The sequence below is a fragment of the Ruegeria sp. EL01 genome (genome assembly GCF_900313035.1).
Lineage (GTDB): Bacteria > Pseudomonadota > Alphaproteobacteria > Rhodobacterales > Rhodobacteraceae > Ruegeria.
Genome location: NZ_OMPS01000033.1, coordinates 1 through 18,783 on the forward strand (window position 1 = coordinate 1; position 18,783 = coordinate 18,783).

Genomic DNA, 18,783 nt, shown 5'->3' on the forward strand with positions numbered 1-18,783 from the left:
ATAGTGATTACAGTGCGCAAGGTGCGCAACAACGCCTGGTCGACATTCTGGGATCTGACAAAGCAGCGGAATGGAGCGCAGGACATTACGGGTTCATCAATGTCTGGCGGCCCGTTGAGACGCCGATCAACAGCGCACCGTTGGGGTTTGTGCGTCCGTCAAGCGTGGCGGACGAGGATTGGATCCTGATCGACCTGGTTTACCCGGATCGTCTTGGTCACATCATGGGGCTTGCTGCAAACGACGCGCATGAATGGGTCTATCAATCCAAGATGACGCCGGATGAGGTGGCATTCTTCAACATCTACGACAACAAAGGGCTCCCCTCCATCGCACACAGCGCGATTGATCTGGTCGAGGATGACAGCCTTCATGTGATCCGCAAAAGCATCGAGAGCCGCACACTCGTTCGGTATTGACCGGTTCGCGCAGGAGAAACCTTATGCTCGACACAACGCAACAAGAGACCTTCCCGATTATCAACCGGGCCTACAATTCGGTGTTTCAGAAAGACAAACTGACGGTCGGCCTTGTTGCGCCGCTGGAAGCCTATGCTGACAGCGCCACCCCAACTATGCGCGATCAGCTGGACCGCATAAAGCTAGCTGAAGAACTGGGCTTTGCAGCCGTGTGGTTGCGTGACGTCCCGTTCAACGTGCCAAGTTTTGGCGATGCTGGACAAATCTTTGATCCGTGGGTGTATCTCGGGATGTTAGCCGGTCAAACGCAATCGATTGCCTTGGGATTGGCCAGCGCGGTGCTGCCCTTGCGCCACCCTGCACATGTGGCAAAGGCGGCTGCCAGCGTGGATGTGCTGTCCGGTGGCCGCATGCTGCTGGGGGTCGCATCCGGCGACCGACCCGACGAGTATCCGGCGCTCGACATGTCCTTTGGTGATCGTGCTGATCGGTTCCGCGAAGCCTTCGCCTATATCCGCGAGATGGCCAAGGATCGCCCGGTGCATCAGGGCGGCCATGGCGCGCTTGACGGCTCAATCGACATGCTCCCCAAGCCCAGTGGCGCAAGGCTTCCTATGTTGGTTACCGGAGGCAGCCAGCAATCCCCGGACTGGATCGCACGAAACGGCGATGGCTGGATGCTCTATCCGCGCGATACGGCCACGCAGGCAAAGATCATCTCGGACTGGCGCGCGCGCACCGTGGACGCTGGCCGAGACGAACAGCCGGTGATGCAGCCGCTATACGTCGATCTGGTTGAGGATCATCATGCACCGCAACCCATTCATCTGGGCCTGCGATTGAATGCGCATGATCTCGTGGCCTATCTGAAATCGCTTGAGGGCATCGGCGTCAATCATGTCGCGCTCAACTTGCGATTCAATCAGGCCGATATCGCAACCACGCTGAAGCGGCTGGCCGAAGACGTGCTGCCGAACCTCACCATTTAACGGGGAGTGCCAGATGACAAAAGCCATCCTCATCACTGGCGCGACCGTCGGCATCGGGTTGGCAACTGCCCGCGCTTTGGCTTCACTTGGGCATACACTATTGTTGCATGGACGTAATCCCGACAAACTGAATGCGGTACAGATGGATTTGACACGTTCAGGACGAGTCGAACCTGTTCACAGCTATGTTGCTGATCTCTCGCGCCTGGAAGAGGTAGAAAACTTGGCGCAAGCCGTGGTCGCCAATCATCACAGCCTAGATGTGCTGATCAACAACGCAGGTGTCTACGAAACCCCTGAAACGCGCACAGTGGATGGCTTGGATACCCGATTTTCCGTCAATACCTTCGCACCCTACCTTCTCACCAAGCGCCTTTGGAACCTACTTAGCGCAGCGGACGGTGCTCGGGTCGTAAACCTTTCCTCGGCGGCACAATCCCCCGTACAGATCGACGCACTACTTGGCAAGTCCACCCTGTCGGCGGGCGCTGCCTATGCCCAAAGCAAGCTGGCGCTGACCATGTGGTCATCCCAGATGGCTTTATCTTCGGATGGTGAAGGCCCGGCCATCATTGCGGTCAATCCGGGTTCTATGCTCGGCAGCAAGATGGTGAAACAAGCCTTTGGTGTTGCAGGTGGCGATGTTTCTCAAGGTGCAGACGTGCTTGCGCGAGCAGCCTTGTCCGAGGAATTCGCCGATGCCAATGGCCAGTACTTTGACAATGACTCTGGCCAATTCGCATCTCCCCATCCGGACGTGCAAAACAATCGGAAATCCAAAGCCGTGGTGGATGCGATAGAGGGGTTTCTCGCGAAATGACTCAATTGGTCTTTTGATTGACCAACGACAGCTAGCTGAGCAGTCCTGCCATTCGGGCAGGCTGCAACATTAGTCGAAAAGGGCTCTCCCAACCCCTTCGCCGCTCAATGCACGAATGCGCGCTGTCGGGAAGCTCTTCCATCCGCATCATCGCCTGCGAGAAGGAAAGACGCGGACAAAGCGCCCATCAGGATGCTTCGTATGAATGGCCGCTTTCCTAACGCGATATCGTGGTCAGGACGCATGCGAAGCGCAAAGATAGAAAAGGCACATGCATTTTTGGCTTGCAACCATTGGATGTACGCGCGTTTATTCAAGGACAAATAAGAGCAACAAACTTTGTCAAAGCAGGCTTCAGGAAATACCTTCGATGAAATCCAAATTAGCGGCTTTTGCGGGAGCCTTGCAGGTCTTCGCTGCACCAGTTGCGGCGGAGTATCTTCTGGCAGACGGGAGCGAAGTCGCTCCGCTCGAGATGTTCCAGGAATGCGGCGTTTGTCCTGAAATGATTGTCCTGCCGCTTGGTGAATTCCTGATGGGGGGACCACCCGGAGAATCCAAACGTAATTTTCACCTCGATGCTTCGGGAAGGCGCCCAGCAACGCCTGACGATCCATACATCGCTTACCACGAAGGGCCGGTTCATTTGGTTGAGGTCGACATTCCGATCGCCGTAGGTCGCAATGAGGTCACCCGAGATGAATGGATGGCCTGCGTGGACGATGGGGGATGTGGCGGCTACCAGCCCGAAGACTTTGTAATCGGGAATAACTTTGAACGCATTGAGCTCACGGGCACCCATCCGGTGAACGATGTGTCCTTTTTGGATGCGGTATCTTATACAAATTGGTTGAACGAAAAGATTGGCACAAACGCCTACAGACTTCCAACGGAAGCAGAATGGGAGTATGCCGCCCGCGCAGGAACTCGGACCCCTTTTGCGCAAGGGGAAGAGGTCACCACAGACCAAGCCAATTTCCATGCCAAACCAACCGAAGAGATGCTTGGTGAAAAGCGGTCGGATTTGGTGTGGCGTGGCTATCCGGTTCGAGTTGACGAGCTTGATGCGGCCAATGCCTGGGGCCTACGGCATATGTCTGGGAACGTCGGAGAAAGCACGCTGTCGTGCTGGACAGTGACGCACCCCGGCTGGTCGTCATCAAGCCTTCATCTTGAAATGGCAAGATCCGTTGATTGCCCGAGACGGGTCTCAAAAGGCGGATCCTATTCATTTGCTATGGATTTTTCGCGCGTTGCAAACCGTGGTGGCGGCGGCGTTGATGGGCGATCACAATCGTCAGGATTCCGCGTGATCAGAGAACTAAACGAAGACTAAGGAAAACAAAAAATGTGTGAGATGAGCGCAGCTGGGCCGTACAGCGACGTCAAAGATATTGAAGCAGCTATAAAAGAGCTGTCAGATCTCGGTTATCCGGCGCACGTTCGTTCCGGGGTAAATGGTGAAACGCTCTATGTGTCAGTGGATAGTGGCATTGTGAAAAAAATCACTGCATTTCTTGGGTTCACCACAGCAGTCGACATCGAGATAAGATACGACCACAATGGGACCCCGGATAGGGCCGTAATCACTGGTTCCGCAGGCTTAGACATCGCTGGAGTGGATTTTGGTGGTTCTATTGGTGTCAACGGAGACTATATCAATGTGGACATTCCAGGCGTTCTAACAAAGTCTTATCACAAGGATCAAGTTGAAGCGGAACTTGCATTAGACTTAACTAGACACGCAGGAGTTGATTCTTCAACAGCCTCTGATGCTGCGGCCGCGCTGGCTGAGTTCCCAGCCGCAGTCAAAGGAGTTGAAAACACTGTAAAAAGTGTGTTGCCAGAGTTCCCTATTGGCTGTGATTCTCCAAAACAAGCAGCGTTGTTACCTATTCCCCAACTGATAGCTGCAATAATCGACGCCTTGTCCTCGCCTCTGGTTCTCGACCTAGACGGGGATGGTGTCGAACTGACCTCGCTTGAAGGGTCTGGGGTACATTTCGATCTTGACAACAATGGGTTCGCCGAAGCCACGGGATGGGTTTCACCAGATGACGCTCTACTGGCTTTGGATGTCGATGGGGATGGGCGTATCGAAAACGGTTCCGAGCTTTTTGGCGACCAAACCGGATATGACAACGGGTTTCTTGCTCTCGCAGTCCATGACGAGAATGGCGACGGAGTCATTGATGCGAACGACGCGGTTTTCGATGATCTTGTAATATGGCAAGATGTAAACGGTGACGGGATTAACCAGGCAGGCGAAACAACCAGCCTGACGGACGCGGGAATTTCTTCGATATCCGTCACCGCCGTGGAGACTAGCTACGAGGTCGCCGGGAACCAGGTTTTGCAGGAAAGCACCTTCACCCGAACCGACGGTACCACGGGCGAGATAGTGGACGCTTACTTTGCGGTCGACACATCAGATACCATTGCGCTGCTGCCGGATGATTTCTCTTATCACGACGATGCGTTTTTTTTGCCTTTGCTGGCCGGATCAGGTTCTTTGGCACCAAGTCTTATTGCCATGTCTACAAATGATGATCTGCGCGCGCAGGCACATATTCTCGTAGATCAACTTTCCGCAGGTGATGTCGCCGGTTTTGTGCAGAGCTTTGAGGGGTTTCTGCTCGCTTGGGCAGGCGTCGAGGATGTTGATCCCACAAGCCGTGGGCAGTTTATTGACGCGCGCCACCTCGCATTTCTGGAAACCGTCGCAGGAACAGATTTTACGAGTTTTTCCGGCGCACCCGGACCACGCGCAGCGGCTGAGCTTCAGCCGATATTTGAACATATTGTACAACACTTTGCGTCACGCTTTCTCTCGCAATCCGCAGAAACAAGCGCGCATTTTTCCTCTTCCAATTCAACCGAGTATGATTCGGCTCTAGCATCTCATCCACTTTCTGCATTCATTGAGTTCGGGCACTATCGGCTCACCCCTGAAGAATTGCCCGAAATGCTGATCAAGTTGCAGGCCTCTATAGATGGCGGTTTCGTATCGGCCGCTAACGCGTATTCAGCAATTGGCTTGTTTCAAAACGAGATAAGTGCCGAACCTTCTGGCTTCAATCCAGCGCTCTTAGACGCGGCAATCTCTGTGGGCCTTACCGCTGAAGATGAACTGTTTGCTGTCATCGAGGCTCAAGGAAACGTCAATTTCGTCACAGGCACCGACGCTTCAGAAACAATTTCGGTCACTGAGGCCTCTCACATTGATGCCGGAGCGGGCGACGATATTGTCAATGGCAGCAACGAGAACGACTACCTGCACGGCGGGGCTGGTAACGACACGCTCAAAGGCGGGCGCGGCACCGACAGTTATGTCTTCAAAGAAGGTGAAGGCGACGACATCATCGATGAAACAGGTACAACAGCCGAAGGCGACAAGCTTTACTTCGGCGAAGGCATCACCATCGACGATCTGTATTCGGTCAACACCCACACCGGCGGCAGTGGAAGCTCTCTCGATTTCACCATCGGCCTGAAGAACGGTGACGGCACGATCACCATCCTCGATGATGCCAGTAACAGCATCTATGCTGATAAGCAGCAGATCCAGGAGTTTGTGTTCTCTGACGGCACCACGCTGACCCGGAACGAATTCCGCGTTGCTACCATGGGTACGGACGGTGATGATCATTTCGAAGGGTCAGGCGAAAGTGACGATTTTGTATTTCGGGGTGGTGAAGGTAACGATACCATTCGGGAGACCATTGCAGGCACAGGGCAGAATATCGAAAACGACCGCCTCGTGTTTGGCGAAGGGATCACGGTCGATGATCTCTATTCGATCAACACCCACACCAGTGGAGACGCCAGCGATCATGACTTCACCATTGGCCTGAAGAACGGCGATGGCACGATCACCATTCTCGATGACGGTGATGATTCAATCTACGGAGATAAGCACCAACTGACTGAGTTTGTGTTCTCGGATGGCACCACTTTGACCCGGAACGAGTTCCGCGTTGCGACTATGGGCACGGATGGCGATGACCACTTTGATGGCTCGGGCGAAAGCGACGACTACGTGTTTCGGGGTGGTGAAGGCAACGACACCATTCGGGAGACCATTGCAGGCACGGGCCAGAACGTCGAAAACGACCGGCTTGTGTTTGCCGAGGGGATCACTGTTGATGATCTCTATTCGATCAACACGCACACCGGTGGAGATGCCAGCGATCATGACTTCACCATTGGTCTGAAGAACGGCGATGGCACGATCACCATTCTCGATGATGGCGACGACTATATCTATGCCAACAGACACCACCTGACCGAGTTTGTCTTCTCCGACGGCACGACGATGACCCGGAATGAGTTCCGCGTTGCGACCATGGGCACAGCCGGGGATGATCACTTCGACGGGTCGGGCGAAAGCGACGACTATGTATTCCGAGGTGATGAAGGCAACGATACCATCGGTGAGACCACTCTCTTCAGCGGGCAAAACACCGAAACGGATCGGTTGATCTTTGGCGATGACATTGACCAGGCGAGTGTATTCTCAATCCGCTTTGACGTCGACAACAATGGCGTTGATGATCTTGTCATCGGCGCGGAAGGGAAAACGGGAACAATCACCGTTCTGAATGCCTTCAGCACCGAGTACCAAGCTGAGAAGTACCAGCTCAACGCGTTTGTTTTTGGCGATGGCACAACACTTGACTACAATTCCTTCCTGACGGCGACGATGGATCAGGACGCCCATGCTGTCAAAATCGGGGAACGGTTGGGCCTGACCCTTGATGAGGCATTTTTCGCCAAGGTGACTTATGGATCAGCGTTCAGATATGGCATCGGCACAAGCGAAGCAGACAGTTTAACGGCAAGTGACAACTCTGCGCACTATCTCTCCGGCGGCGCGGGCAATGACGATATTACCGGTGGCGGGGGTGCTGATTTTCTGATCGGTGGTCTTGGCAATGACGCACTTGCCGGTGGTCGAGGCTCGGATTCCTACTTTTTCAGTGCTGGTGAAGGCGATGACACTATTTCCGAGAATTATGCCCATGTTTACGAGAATGACCGGCTGGTCTTTGGCGAGGGGATCACGGCCGCTGATCTCTACGCCATCAACACCCACACGGGTGGCAACGCCGGGGTCTATGATCTGAAGATTGGTCTGAAGACCGGGGATGGCACGATTACCATCCTAGATGTCGGGCATGATCATCGGGATGCCAATTATCAGCACATCAATGAGTTTGTGTTCTCGGACGGTACAACAATGACCTGGAACGAGTTCCGGGTGGCTACGATGGGCACAGCGGGTGATGATCACTTCGACGGATCCGGTGTTGACGACGACTATGTGTTCCGGGGCGGTGAAGGCAACGACACGATCCTGGAGAGCTACGCACATAGCCAGGAGAATGACCGGCTGGTGTTCGGTGCTGGGATAACAGTCGATGATCTTTATGCCATCAACACCCACACCGGCGGCAATGCCGGGGTCTATGACCTGAAGATTGGCCTGAAGACCGGGGATGGCACAATCACCATCCTCGATGTCGGTTACGACCATCGGGATGCCAATCAACAGCACATTAACGAGTTTGTGTTCTCGGATGGCACTGTGATGACGCGCAACGAGTTCCGGGTGGCTACGATGGGCACGGCTGGCGACGATCATTTCGACGGCTCCGGTGTTGACGACGACTACGTGTTCCGGGGCGGTGAAGGCCACGACACCATCGCCGAGACCTATGCCCACAGCCAGGAGAACGACCGGCTGGTCTTTGGCGAAAACATTGATCAGGCCGATGTGTTCAGTTTCCGTTCGGACGTGAACGGGGATGGTGTGGATGATCTGGTGATTGGCGTTGAAGGCATGACAGGGTCAATGACACTCCTGAGTGTTTATGCGGCGTCAGACCCGGAGCGCTACCAGCTTGACGAGTTTGTGTTCAACGACGGCACAACGCTCGATTACAATACGTTCCTGACATCAACCCTTGATCAGGAGCAGGCAAACAGCTTCTTTGTGTGAAGTAATGAAAGGGGCGCTTCAGGGCGCTCCTTTTTTGACTGTCGGAATAGAAGCCTGTCGACAGATGCGTCCAGTATCACGGCTGCGATCCCAGTCTCAGCAATGTGAGCCCAATCCAAATTACAGTCGCAATTAATCTGAGCCAGAAACAGCGATAATCTCGCGCCCGACGATTGTAAAACTCAAGCCGCCACAGATAACATGTCCGCCGGCAATCCAGCCTTTCGTGCACCGCGCAGCATTAGTCGATAAGGGCTCGCAGTCAGATTTCGCCGCCGGCTTCATGAACGATGGCTCCTATTGCGCCAATGACGGCGCGTTCAGCAAGATTTCAAAAGATCAATGGCTTGCCGTATCAGCTTTTGACCGGTTCCGTGATGCCTGAGCCACGTCCTTTGCTGCACAGGCATTGGGCAGCGAAGAGCCCTTAATCACCGATGCTGCGGTCTGTATGAGCGTCCGCTAATTGGAATTTGCGATTGGATTGGTGTTGGGCAAACAAGAGATATCATAATGTTTCTGCTGTGCTAGAAGCTTCCATGTAAGAAAGAGCAGGAGATAGCAATTGGCTGATGTTACGGTAGCAAATATCCCTATAGGCAACCGCAACGCGATGACCTTGATAGGTGGGATGAATGTCATCGAATCCCGCGACCTTGCTCTTCGCGTCGCTGAAACGTTCGTCTCAGTTACACAGGAACTAGAGATCCCCTACATTTTCAAAGCCTCATTCGACAAGGCAAACAGATCATCGATCCACTCTTTTAGAGGACCAGGACTGGACGAGGGACTGAAGGTGCTCTCAGATGTTAAGTCCGAGTTTGGCGTGCCCGTTATTACAGACGTACATGAAGTGTCACAGGCCCATCCATCAGCCGAGGTTTGCGATGTATTGCAGGTTCCCGCTTTTCTGGCACGACAGACTGACCTGATAGCCGCCGTAGCTGCCACGGGCGCAGCAATTAATGTGAAGAAACCTCAGTTTATGAGTCCACCGCAGGTTAAGAACCTTGTCGAGAAGCTGAGAGAGTGTGGCAACAGTCGCGTAATGCTTTGCGAACGGGGATCATGTTTCGGATACGATAACTTGGTTGTGGATATGCTCGGCATCAGAACGATGCGGGAAAGTAGTGAAGATGCCCCGGTAATTTTCGATGTAACTCATGCTTTGCAAATCAGAGATGCGGCAGCAAATGCGTCCGGTGGGCGGCGCAGCCAAGTTGCTGAACTTGGACGGTCGGGCTTAGCAGTAGGTATCGCAGGCTTGTTTCTTGAAGCACATCCTGATCCGGACAACGCCAAGTGTGATGGTCCAAGCGCGTTACCATTGGATCGCTTGCGCGATTTCCTGACGCAGATGAAGGCGGTTGATGATTTAGTTAAGGGAATGCCCGCTTTAGAGTTGGGCTGAGCAACCTGTAGAAAGCTTCTTGCTGCTACGGCGCTCTTGTCAGGGCAGGTGTCTTTCAAGAGGCCGCCATTGGTCTAAGCGTGGCGAAAGTCGGCAAAGTCCGCGACTTGTGAATTCGAGCCTTCGTGATCGCTGCGCCGTAAATGAATGGCTGGTTCTTCCGCCGCGTAGCGGCACTGGGATGGATGCCAATGCAGCGATTGATCCGTTGCGTGCGCGTGCAGTACGAAATAGCAATGGCCGTGTCGGGCTCATCTTCATTCTTCGCTGTCTGATCCACCAACGGCTGTTCTGGGGCGATCCAACTTTGGGCTATTCATGAAACATACCTTTTCCAGACGAAAGAGTGCTTCCAGATGAATGGTCCTAGACCAGTGCATCTCTACTCGAATTGCTGGATGCTCCCCGATTTTTTTCTTCTGTTGACGCCGAGAAAAGCTCACAAATCTGAGACAACACGTGCTCACGAACCTTGGGTGTCTCATAAAGTACGTCATGTCTGGCACCCGGAATAAGCTCCAGCTTCCCACCGGGCCAGCGCGTCATTCGATCCTGTATTGCGGATATGGCAACGATTTCGTCCTCAGCACCGCAGAAGGTGATACAAGGCGTGTCCGGAGACTGCATTTTTGACAACGACCTGGTCTCTCTGAGTGCCTGAAACAGCCACCCCATACTTGGTCCGCCTATGACTTGTTCAGGCAGAGATTCTGAAATGTTCGCATAGTATTCGTACATATCAGGATCATATGTCAGCCTGTTGTCCTTGAAATCAGTCGTCAGGACATAGCTTTCCCCACGTGTACCGGGAGCATATGTGTCACCCTTCCCAAATGCTTGAAATGCCCATGACAAAGGCCAGGCGCCGAGACGCTGCAATCTTGGGAGATTTATGTCCCACAAGGGAGCGGTGAACGCGCAGGCAGCCACCGGAAATCCTTCAGCAATTGCGCGGAGACCGACGCAGGCACCTAACGAGTGTCCAATCAGATACCAGGGCTGCGGAAGGTGGAGTGACTTGGCCGCTTCAATCGTGGCGGCAACATCTTTCTGGTAATCAGAAAACCGGAGGACATGGCCCATCAGTCGATCTTCGGTGAGCCTGTCCGAAAGCCCCTGGCCGCGCCAATCAACTGCGAAGGCTGTATAGCCGAAGTCATGCAGATACTCGACCGTGCGCCCGTATTTTTCGATGTTTTCTGTTCGCCCCTGGAACAGAAAAACCGTGCCCTTGGATGATTTTTCTATTGGCCAGTGAGCCACCCTAAGCCGCACATTGTCATCGGTGTGAATCCAGTAGGCTTTCACGTCGGATGGGCCCTCGGCGACATCGGGATTAATGGGGGCTTTGTCCAGGACATTCGTCTTAAGCATCTAATTCTCTCGGTTTTGTTGCGTTAAGCTGACCCAGGGTGGGTCGTGCAAGGAAACATGCAGCCAATGTCAGGGCAGCAATCAGGAGGATCGTGAAGCCGGGAAACATACCAATAGAAAGGTACGTCATCGCCAGCAAAGCCATGACTCCATACATCCCCATCCATGGGATGTGGTCCTCATCACCCCGCTTCGGAGAACTCATTTGGGCCAATGCGGTCCGTATTCTGGCAGAACAAATGATAAAGACAGCCACAATGATGATCATGCAAAAGAAGCTGTAGTAGTGCCCCGGCGCATTCCGACCGAACCCATACTGGTCCAAAAGTACCTCGTCGCTGCGAAAAATACTCAGACTGTCGGCCACCATCCAACTGACGATATCCCTGCTATGCGACAGCAAATAGCTGGCTTGCAGTTTCATCAAAATGGTGATCACCAAACCCAGTGACGTGCACCGAAATATCCCGGCCATAACTGCTCGGCCCACCATTTCTATGTACTGTCGCTCTTCATCCGCCTCGCCGCGCCCGAGCCCTCGCACCAACTCAACGAAATCATCCGTAATGGAATAGATTACAATGAGGCCTGCGAAGAACAGGTAAGAGCCAAATGCGTTAAGGAGGAAGACAAGGCCGGAGAAAATTACCGCGCTTGGAACTGATATCAAATCAGGACGAAAGAGAGCTATTCTGCCCCAATCGACGGTCCAATTTCCCGCGTTCCCGATCAGCAGTGGAATCAGATGAGTCTCTACCCAGTTGAATCCGGAGGCTATTGCCACAGTGACACCAAATACCGCCCAGTATGCGACGGACACGGTCGCTACCCTTTCCGACCAGCTTGGGAACGGATTTTTATCATCGAGGAAGTTGGATAAACCTATTCGCCACTTTCTCTTCCATGACCGCAATAGACTGATCAGTATCGCAAAGTAAGTTGGTAGAATTGCCGTGAAGACGATTATCCAGTTTGGCGCCCACAAAAACCCGACCTGTTTTGGTGGGCCTGTCGGAGGAACAAAGACGACGCTGTGGATATTGAGCGAAAACGACATAAGGCCAAGTGCGGTGGCGGCGGCAAAAACAACGACTGGTAAACCCAAAGAGGAATGAGTGCTGAAGATCGCTTCTGTTCTTCCCGCAATTCCGGGAATCCGCTTCGGTTCCCCCGGATCATTGCGACTCGAATTCTTGGCCTGTTTTACTTCTTCGTTGCCGTTGGCCACGCTGACTGGAGAACTCGTACCCCCTTTCTGGGCATTCCGTTTCCCTCGTCTTTTCGCGGCAAGTCGCCTGTTGGCGGCACTAAGTTCAACTCGCCACGCGCTGATGGCGTCGGGATCGTCACAACCGAACACGCGCGCCAGCCATCGAATGTTGTCGGTGCTAATTCCTCTGTCGTTATCCTGAAACCAATGCTGTACGGTTCGCAGTTCGATACCTGAATTGTTGGAATCGAACTGGGAAATAGTGCTGGCAAGAAGCTCGGGGGTCCATGAGCCCACAGGAAGCCCTGTCTGGTCAGCGGGCAAGCCGGCTCCCACAGAAACCAGGTACTTGAATAGTTCCTTGAAGTCGCTGCCGTCTTTCAGCGGAGGAACAAAATATTTACCGTGTTTTATCAACTTATTACACGCTTATGGTTCGTTCCGTTTCATCCTGTTTCGTTCCAGTTCGTGTGATTGTCAACGAGCCGCCATACTCTCCTCAAAGTTGAGCCACAATCCGCTTGGGTCAGAGAGTGGCGCGCAACAATGGAACAGTGGATAACGCCCTGCCCGCCCGCAACACCCGCTTGTGGCGGTCGGGTTTGATGAACACCGAGGAATGCAGATGTCGACACAGCAACAAACCGATCGCGCAAAAAAGGGCGAACCGATAATCGAAGTGCAGGACGCACACACAGGCAAAACAATGGCGGTTGTTTACGCGTGGAACAACGGTCAGGTCAGTGTTGCGTCCAACAGCGGTTTAAAGGTGGTGGAGCTTTCGCCTGCTGCGCGCCTGCGGCTTTGAGAAAACTGTCCGGAATTCATCACGCGACCCTTCTTGACTGAAGATGGGAGGCATTCGGTCTGAAGAATTTCACATAATTGCAATTACGTGACTTAGCGTAAGCGTCCGGCCCAGCCGCCCCTATGAAGCAGTTTTCCAAGGCAGCAGATCACCGACGCGGTTGATCTTATAGTCTGGAATGCGGGCGAGCGTGTCGGCTAACCATGCCTGTGGATCGATACCGTTCAGCTTGGCGGTTTCGATCAGAGTGTATGCGATGGCAGCAGCTTTGCCGCCGGTCTGTGATCCAATGAACAGATAATTTTTACGCCCAATTGCAACAGAGCGCATCGCGCGTTCGGCAGTGTTGTTGTCCAGCTCCAGGATGCCGTGGCCGAGGTAAGGTCTCAGCCGCGCCATGCGCGTCAGGGCATATCGGATCGCCCCCGCCAGTGGCGATTTGCCAGAGATACTGGGCAATTGAGCGTGTAGCCAGACTTCCAGATCATCGAAGATCGGTTTTGCCTTCGCCTGTCGGAGTTCGACGCGGCAGGCCGGTGGCGATCCGCGTGCCTCTTTCTCGACTGCGTAGAGCTGTGCGATGCGCTGGATGGCCTCGTCGGCGATGGCGGAGCCTTGGGCGCGGTGGACATCCACGAACTTGCGCCTGACATGGGCCATGCAGGCGACCTCGCGGATATCACCTGAACGATAGAGGTCTTCGAACCCGACATAGCCGTCTGCGTGCATCCAGCCTTGGTATCTTGCGAGATGATCCTTGGGATGCTGCCCTTTGCGATCCGGCGAGAACTGATACCAGCTTGCGGGCGGGACACTGCTGCCCCAGGGACGCTCATCACGGCCATAGGCCCAGAGCCGTGCTGTCGCTGTCTTTCCTGTGCCAGGAGCCAGCATCTTCACCGGCGTGTCATCCGCAAAGATGGCCTGACCCGCCAGCACGTGTCGCCCGATTGCATCCGCCAGTGGTTCCAAAAGTGCTGTGGATTTGCCGACCCAATCCGCCAGCGTTGAACGATCAATGTCGATCCCGTCGCGCTCGAAGATGCCGCTCTGGCGGTACAGCGGCAGGTGATCCGCGTATTTATTGACCAACACATGCGCCAGCAACCCAGGACCGGGGCGGCCCCGTTCGATGGGGCGCGATGGTAAGGGCGCTTGCGTGAAGCCTTCGCAGCCCGAACATGCAAAGCGTGGCCGCACGATGCGGTTCACGATGAACCGACCGGGAACATATTCCAGTTCTTCGGTGACGTCCTCTCCCAAGCGACGCAGTGCGCCACCACATTGGGCGCAGTCGTCATCGCCAGCGGTCAGCTCAACTTCCATGCGTGGAATGTGATCGGGGATCGGACGGCGCTTTGGTTTGTCTTTTGGCTCTTCGTCGGGAAGACGCAGCTTGGCTGTCATCTTGGCAACCGCGATCTCGCTCACTTCCAAGGCCAGTTGTAGCTGTTCGATGCTCTCCGATGATGATCCGAACCGGTGATTACGATGACCCGCCAACTGATGCCGCAACTTCTCGATCAAGACTGCCTGCGACTTCACTTCTGTCAGCAAAAGCGCCGTGAACTGCCTGAGTTCATTCGGGTCTTTCGGCAAAGATTTGTCGACGTCCAGCATGGTCGAACCATAGCAAAACAAAGGCACGGCGGGAATCCCGCACGCACATTTATCCCGCCTTGAGCGGTGTCCAACTGCGCTGTGGCACACGCCAATCGATCCCTTCCAACAGCATCGCCAACTGGGCGGCGGTCAGGGCGATCTTGCCCTCCTTGGCCGATGGCCACACAAACCGGCCCTTCTCAAGTCGTTTGCTAAACAGGCAGGCACCCTGGCTATCCCACCAGATGATCTTGATCAGATCGCCGCGCCGCCCACGGAAGACGAACAGATGCCCCGTGAACGGATCCTGCTTCAACGTCTGCTCTGCCTGGGCCGCCAGCGTCGTGAACCCGCGCCGCATGTCAGTCACACCAGCCGCCAACCAGACCCGCGTGTTCGCCGGGACCGGGATCATACAGAAAGGCCTCGGATCAACCGGGCCAGTGCTTCGGGATCGTAGCCGCCGATGATCCTCAGGCGGTGACCACCCGCGATATCGATCTCAATCGAGCTTTGTGCGGGCGTGGCATCCGTCGTCGGGGCTGTGTCTTTGGTCTGGGGCCGGTCCACAATCTCTACCGGAAGAAAGCATGGCGTCTCAGCAACCTCGTCTTCAATGACCTCCGGATCCGGTGCAAACTTGGGATCACGTAGCCATTTATGGATAAGATTGGCGTTCATGGCGTACCGTCGCGCGACCCGCGCTACCGATACCCCCGGCGCGCATGTTTGCGCGCAGATCGACACCTTTTCCTCATCCGACCAGAACCGCTTCTTCTGACCTTTCTTGCCCGCCATATCTGCCCTCAAGATGTCCACTATCAATGGTGGACACTATCAACACACTCTATGGCGCGTCAGAGCAGCAAGGCCGGACGCTTGGGCAGCCTTTGGGGCACGTTGCTGGGGGGTGTTACCATCGGGGTCAGCCAGACGGTCGGGGCCGCGATCGATCCCGAATGGTAGATCCTTGCAGGTCATCTGGCCTTTCTGATCGTTCTTCTGATCCGTCCAAAAGGGTTGATGCCAAAACAATGAGCACCGCCATCCGCATAGAAACCGCCACCCGTGGCAGTCGCCTGTTCCTGCTGCTGCTTGGGCTGGTCGTAATCGCCGCGATGTGCCTACCAGCCGTTGCCTCGCGCAGTCTGATCAAGGACCTGTTTCTGATCCTGACCCTGTTGTCGCTGGCGCAGTGCTGGAACCTGCTGGCTGGGTATGGGGGGTTGGTCTCGGTCGGACAACAGGCCTTTGTGGGCCTTGGGGCTTACGCCCTGTTTGCAGGTATCAGCCTTGCGGGCGTTGACCCGCTGCTGTCGATCCTGATCGGCGGGGTTGCAGCGGTGATCATCGCCATCCCGGCGGCCTTTTTCCTGTTTCGTCTGGATGGCGCCTATTTCGCAATCGGATCATGGGTGATTGCCGAGGTTGTCCGCCTGTCGATCGCTCAGTGGAAGGCGCTTGGGGGTGGGACAGGCACGTCTTTGCCGCGCGACGCGATACGAGAGATGGCATGCACGAGCTGGGTGCGCGACCTGTTCGGGGTCAGCGCCTCGGCAGCGCGTGACATCCTGTTGTACTGGTGCGCGCTGGCCGTTGCAGCCTTGTTCATCGGGGTGGTCTACGCCCTGCTGCGCAACCGTATCGGCCTGGGTCTGAGCGCGGTGCGTGACAATACCGAAGCGGCGGAATCCGTTGGTATCCATGCGGGATCAATGAAATGGATGACCTATCTGATCGCCGCTTTCGGAACCGGGATCACCGGGGCGCTGATCTTTTTACAGAAGGCACGGATATCGCCGGATGCAGCGTTCAGCGTGACGGACTGGACCGCCTTTGTCATCTTCGTTGTGGTCAACGGCGGCATCGGCACGATCGAAGGCCCCATCATCGGTGTGCTGGTCTTTTTTCTGCTGCAAAATCTTCTGGCGGATTTCGGCACCTGGTATCTGATCGCACTTGGTCTGGCCGGAATCATCACCATGCTGTTTGCGCCGCAGGGTCTTTGGGGCCTCATGCGGGATCGTCTCGGGGTAACCCTTTTCCCGATCCGGCGGCGCGTTATCTATCTTGAGGAAAGAACGAAACCATGACTGCAATCGGCGGTAAAATCGGTGTGAACAAGCGCCCCGGAGAACTTGGTGCCCATTCCATGGATACCTTTAATATGGCGGTGCCTGACCTCAAAGTGGCCGAAGATTTCTACACGGCTTTTGGCCTTGATGTGCGCGAAGAAGGCAATGGTCTGGGCCTGTATACAGATGGGTCGGAACATCGCTGGGCCTCTATTGGGGAAGGCAAGCGCAAAAAGCTGAATTTTCTCAGCTTTGGTGTTTTTGAGGAAGATTTTGAGCCCATGAAACGCCGCGCCGAGGCCGAGGGCGTCAAACTGATGGACCCGCCCCCGGGGTTCGACAGCAATGGCATCTGGTTTCAGGACCACAACGGCGTGACAATCGAGATCAAGGTGGCCGAGAAATCCTCACCCGACGAAAAGTCGGATTTCGAGATGGCAAGCGTCCCGGCGGGACGGATGGGGTCGATGCAGCGCAGCCAGGTCCAGCAGGTGCGCCCGCACCGGCTGGCCCATGTGCTGGTGTTTACGGCGGATGTGCCCAAAGCGCTGGATTTCTATTCCCGGGTTCTGGGCCTGCGCCTGTCGGACCGGTCCGGTGATGGGATCTGCTTTATGCACGGCATCCACGGATCGGATCACCACCTGATCGCGTTCGCCAAATCCTCGGCCCCCGGATTGCACCATTGTTCGTGGGATGTGCCATCGATCAACGACATCGGCAAAGGGGCCATGCAGATGGCCGATAAGGGTTTTTCCAATGGCTGGGGCCTTGGGCGGCATGTTCTTGGATCAAACTACTTCCACTATGTGACCGATCCCTGGGGCAGTTATTCCGAGTATTCGTCGGATATCGATTACATCCCGCTCGACTGCGATTGGGAAGTCGGGGATTACCCCCCCGAGGATTCGATTTACCTGTGGGGCCCGGAAATGCCTGACGATTTCATCGTCAACCACGAGGCCGAACAGGCCGATTGAACCCACAACCCTCCGGTAAACCTGGGGGTCCAACTTGTGTATCACGACCGGCCGTCAACGAAGCGCGACCGGTGGCTTGTGATCGAAGCCGCAGGTGAGGTTGATCCCCGGACAATCAGCTTGGATTCGATTTTACGGGCTACCCTTGCACCCCCCGGATTCTGCAATCGATGGGTCAGCGCCTGTGCCGCCAATCGTCCAAGTTCGCTTTTGGGAACATCCACAGTGGTCAGGCCGGGGTGCCACAGTTCGGCCTCTGACACATTATCGCACCCGGTCACCGCGATGTCGCGGCCGGGCGCCAGACCCGCTTCCTGCAAGGCAAGGAATACTCCAAATGCCAGCGTGTCGTTGTGACAGGTCACGGCGGTCAGGGCCTTGTCGGTTTGCAGCAGGTGGTGCATGGCTTTGTATCCGGCCTCACGCGTGCCGACGCATTCCACAAGTCGACCGGGTTCATGTGGGATTTGCTCCTCGTGAAGCGCGCCAAGATAGGCCCGCACCCTGTCGCGTGACGTTGATGCGCCGGGATTCGACCCGATATGTGCGATATTGCGATGCCCCAGATCGATCAGATGGCGCATTATCTTCTGCATACCGCTAAAATTGTCGCCCCCGATGAAATCGGCGTCCAGCCCCTCCAGCGACCGCGAAAACAGGATCACGCTGCTGGTCCAGGATTGCACCGTTTCAACCATGTCCGATTGCGCCCCGGCAGCCGGGCAGATCATCACCCCATCGACCGAGAATTCCCGGATTCGTGTCAGAAATTCAGACTGTACCGCAGGGTTTTCAAATGAATTTGATATGATTGCCATATAGCCCTGACGCTCAAGCTCGGATTGTGCGCCAGCGACGACGCCGGAAAAATAGGGGCTTTCCAGGTCATTGATTGCAATCGCGATCAGACCCGATTTTTGTGACCGCAACCCGGCGGCGCGGCGGTTATAAACATATCCAACCTGACGCGCGGCTTCTTTCACGCGCTGCTTGGTCCGCTCCGGGATCGAAGCATTGTCATTCAGGACCAGCGAGACCGTCGATTTAGAGACGCCCGCGGCGCGGGCGACATCTGCAAGCGTTACGATAATACA

The 18,783-nt window shown here is 55.1% G+C and carries 16 protein-coding genes; 10 read left to right on the top strand and 6 right to left on the bottom strand.

The features are described 5' to 3' along the window. The 7 genes from D9K61_RS12505 to kdsA all read left to right on the top strand — a co-directional run. Positions 1-419, top strand: a 419-nt coding sequence (locus D9K61_RS12505) for a CmcJ/NvfI family oxidoreductase (protein ID WP_305794197.1), incomplete at its 5' end; no start/stop codon positions are given. A 23-nt stretch (positions 420-442) separates the two neighbouring features. Beyond that, on the top strand, positions 443-1,408 hold the full coding sequence (locus D9K61_RS12510) for an LLM class oxidoreductase (protein ID WP_120633573.1): 966 nt from the start codon (positions 443-445) through the stop codon (positions 1,406-1,408). A gap of 13 nt (positions 1,409-1,421) precedes the next feature. Then, positions 1,422-2,228, top strand: a complete 807-nt coding sequence (locus tag D9K61_RS12515) for an SDR family NAD(P)-dependent oxidoreductase (RefSeq protein WP_120633574.1) — start codon at positions 1,422-1,424, stop codon at positions 2,226-2,228. Between the two features lie 370 nt (positions 2,229-2,598). Continuing rightward, positions 2,599-3,564, top strand: coding sequence for a formylglycine-generating enzyme family protein (locus D9K61_RS12520; protein ID WP_162946859.1), 966 nt, complete (start codon positions 2,599-2,601; stop codon positions 3,562-3,564). A 12-nt stretch (positions 3,565-3,576) separates the two neighbouring features. Further along, complete coding sequence (locus tag D9K61_RS12525) at positions 3,577-8,229, top strand: calcium-binding protein (RefSeq protein ID WP_120633576.1); 4,653 nt, start codon at positions 3,577-3,579, stop codon at positions 8,227-8,229. A 226-nt stretch (positions 8,230-8,455) separates the two neighbouring features. Further along, positions 8,456-8,614, top strand: coding sequence for a hypothetical protein (locus D9K61_RS26960; RefSeq protein ID WP_162946860.1), 159 nt, complete (start codon positions 8,456-8,458; stop codon positions 8,612-8,614). A gap of 180 nt (positions 8,615-8,794) precedes the next feature. Further along, positions 8,795-9,640 carry a 3-deoxy-8-phosphooctulonate synthase gene (gene kdsA / locus D9K61_RS12530; protein WP_120633577.1) on the top strand — a complete coding sequence of 282 codons (846 nt, stop codon included), beginning with the start codon at positions 8,795-8,797 and terminating at the stop codon, positions 9,638-9,640. A 366-nt stretch (positions 9,641-10,006) separates the two neighbouring features. On the opposite strand, the gene D9K61_RS12535 is transcribed toward kdsA, so the two are convergent. Both D9K61_RS12535 and D9K61_RS12540 read right to left on the bottom strand, forming a co-directional pair. Further along, positions 10,007-10,948, bottom strand: coding sequence for an alpha/beta hydrolase (locus D9K61_RS12535; protein WP_254055759.1), 942 nt, complete (start codon positions 10,946-10,948; stop codon positions 10,007-10,009). 58 nt (positions 10,949-11,006) lie between these two features. Beyond that, positions 11,007-12,641 (bottom strand): RcgA family putative transporter, encoded by a 1,635-nt coding sequence (locus tag D9K61_RS12540; protein ID WP_120633578.1) that lies wholly within the window; start codon positions 12,639-12,641, stop codon positions 11,007-11,009. 202 nt (positions 12,642-12,843) lie between these two features. Here D9K61_RS12540 and D9K61_RS12545 point away from each other — a divergent pair, with 202 nt between their 5' ends. Further along, positions 12,844-13,032 carry a hypothetical protein gene (locus D9K61_RS12545; protein WP_120633579.1) on the top strand — a complete coding sequence of 63 codons (189 nt, stop codon included), beginning with the start codon at positions 12,844-12,846 and terminating at the stop codon, positions 13,030-13,032. Between the two features lie 120 nt (positions 13,033-13,152). Here D9K61_RS12545 and D9K61_RS12550 read toward each other — a convergent pair whose 3' ends face one another. The 3 genes from D9K61_RS12550 to D9K61_RS12560 are packed head-to-tail and all read right to left on the bottom strand — an operon-like array spanning position 13,153 to position 15,432. Beyond that, positions 13,153-14,652, bottom strand: coding sequence for an IS66 family transposase (locus D9K61_RS12550; RefSeq protein ID WP_120633580.1), 1,500 nt, complete (start codon positions 14,650-14,652; stop codon positions 13,153-13,155). A 49-nt stretch (positions 14,653-14,701) separates the two neighbouring features. Continuing rightward, positions 14,702-15,049, bottom strand: a complete 348-nt coding sequence (gene tnpB / locus D9K61_RS12555; protein WP_120633581.1) for an IS66 family insertion sequence element accessory protein TnpB — start codon at positions 15,047-15,049, stop codon at positions 14,702-14,704. Continuing rightward, on the bottom strand, positions 15,046-15,432 hold the full coding sequence (locus tag D9K61_RS12560) for a transposase (protein WP_120633582.1): 387 nt from the start codon (positions 15,430-15,432) through the stop codon (positions 15,046-15,048). The genes tnpB and D9K61_RS12560 overlap by 4 nt, the downstream gene beginning before the upstream one ends. Before the next feature lie 236 nt (positions 15,433-15,668). On the opposite strand from D9K61_RS12560, the gene D9K61_RS12570 reads away from it, so the two are divergent. After that, positions 15,669-16,727, top strand: coding sequence for a branched-chain amino acid ABC transporter permease (locus tag D9K61_RS12570; RefSeq protein WP_120633583.1), 1,059 nt, complete (start codon positions 15,669-15,671; stop codon positions 16,725-16,727). Then, entirely contained in the window at positions 16,724-17,689 is a 966-nt protein-coding gene (locus D9K61_RS12575) for a VOC family protein (RefSeq protein WP_120633584.1), read from the top strand. Before D9K61_RS12570 ends, D9K61_RS12575 begins: the two co-directional genes overlap by 4 nt. A gap of 41 nt (positions 17,690-17,730) precedes the next feature. Here D9K61_RS12575 and D9K61_RS12580 read toward each other — a convergent pair whose 3' ends face one another. Next, on the bottom strand, positions 17,731-18,780 hold the full coding sequence (locus D9K61_RS12580) for a LacI family DNA-binding transcriptional regulator (RefSeq protein WP_371688472.1): 1,050 nt from the start codon (positions 18,778-18,780) through the stop codon (positions 17,731-17,733). Positions 18,781-18,783 lie beyond the last annotated feature (3 nt).

What these genes read in the sequence shown, in the direction of transcription:
- D9K61_RS12510 (WP_120633573.1), top strand. Translation starts at nt 443, where the DNA reads ATGCTCGACACAACGCAACAAGAGACCTTCCCGATTATCAACCGGGCC.
- D9K61_RS12515 (WP_120633574.1), top strand. Translation starts at nt 1,422, where the DNA reads ATGACAAAAGCCATCCTCATCACTGGCGCGACCGTCGGCATCGGGTTG.
- D9K61_RS12520 (WP_162946859.1), top strand. Translation starts at nt 2,599, where the DNA reads ATGAAATCCAAATTAGCGGCTTTTGCGGGAGCCTTGCAGGTCTTCGCT.
- D9K61_RS12525 (WP_120633576.1), top strand. Translation starts at nt 3,577, where the DNA reads ATGTGTGAGATGAGCGCAGCTGGGCCGTACAGCGACGTCAAAGATATT.
- D9K61_RS12545 (WP_120633579.1), top strand. Translation starts at nt 12,844, where the DNA reads ATGCAGATGTCGACACAGCAACAAACCGATCGCGCAAAAAAGGGCGAA.
- D9K61_RS12550 (WP_120633580.1), bottom strand. Translation starts at nt 14,652, where the DNA reads ATGCTGGACGTCGACAAATCTTTGCCGAAAGACCCGAATGAACTCAGG.
- tnpB (WP_120633581.1), bottom strand. Translation starts at nt 15,049, where the DNA reads ATGATCCCGGTCCCGGCGAACACGCGGGTCTGGTTGGCGGCTGGTGTG.
- D9K61_RS12560 (WP_120633582.1), bottom strand. Translation starts at nt 15,432, where the DNA reads ATGGCGGGCAAGAAAGGTCAGAAGAAGCGGTTCTGGTCGGATGAGGAA.
- D9K61_RS12570 (WP_120633583.1), top strand. Translation starts at nt 15,669, where the DNA reads ATGAGCACCGCCATCCGCATAGAAACCGCCACCCGTGGCAGTCGCCTG.
- D9K61_RS12575 (WP_120633584.1), top strand. Translation starts at nt 16,724, where the DNA reads ATGACTGCAATCGGCGGTAAAATCGGTGTGAACAAGCGCCCCGGAGAA.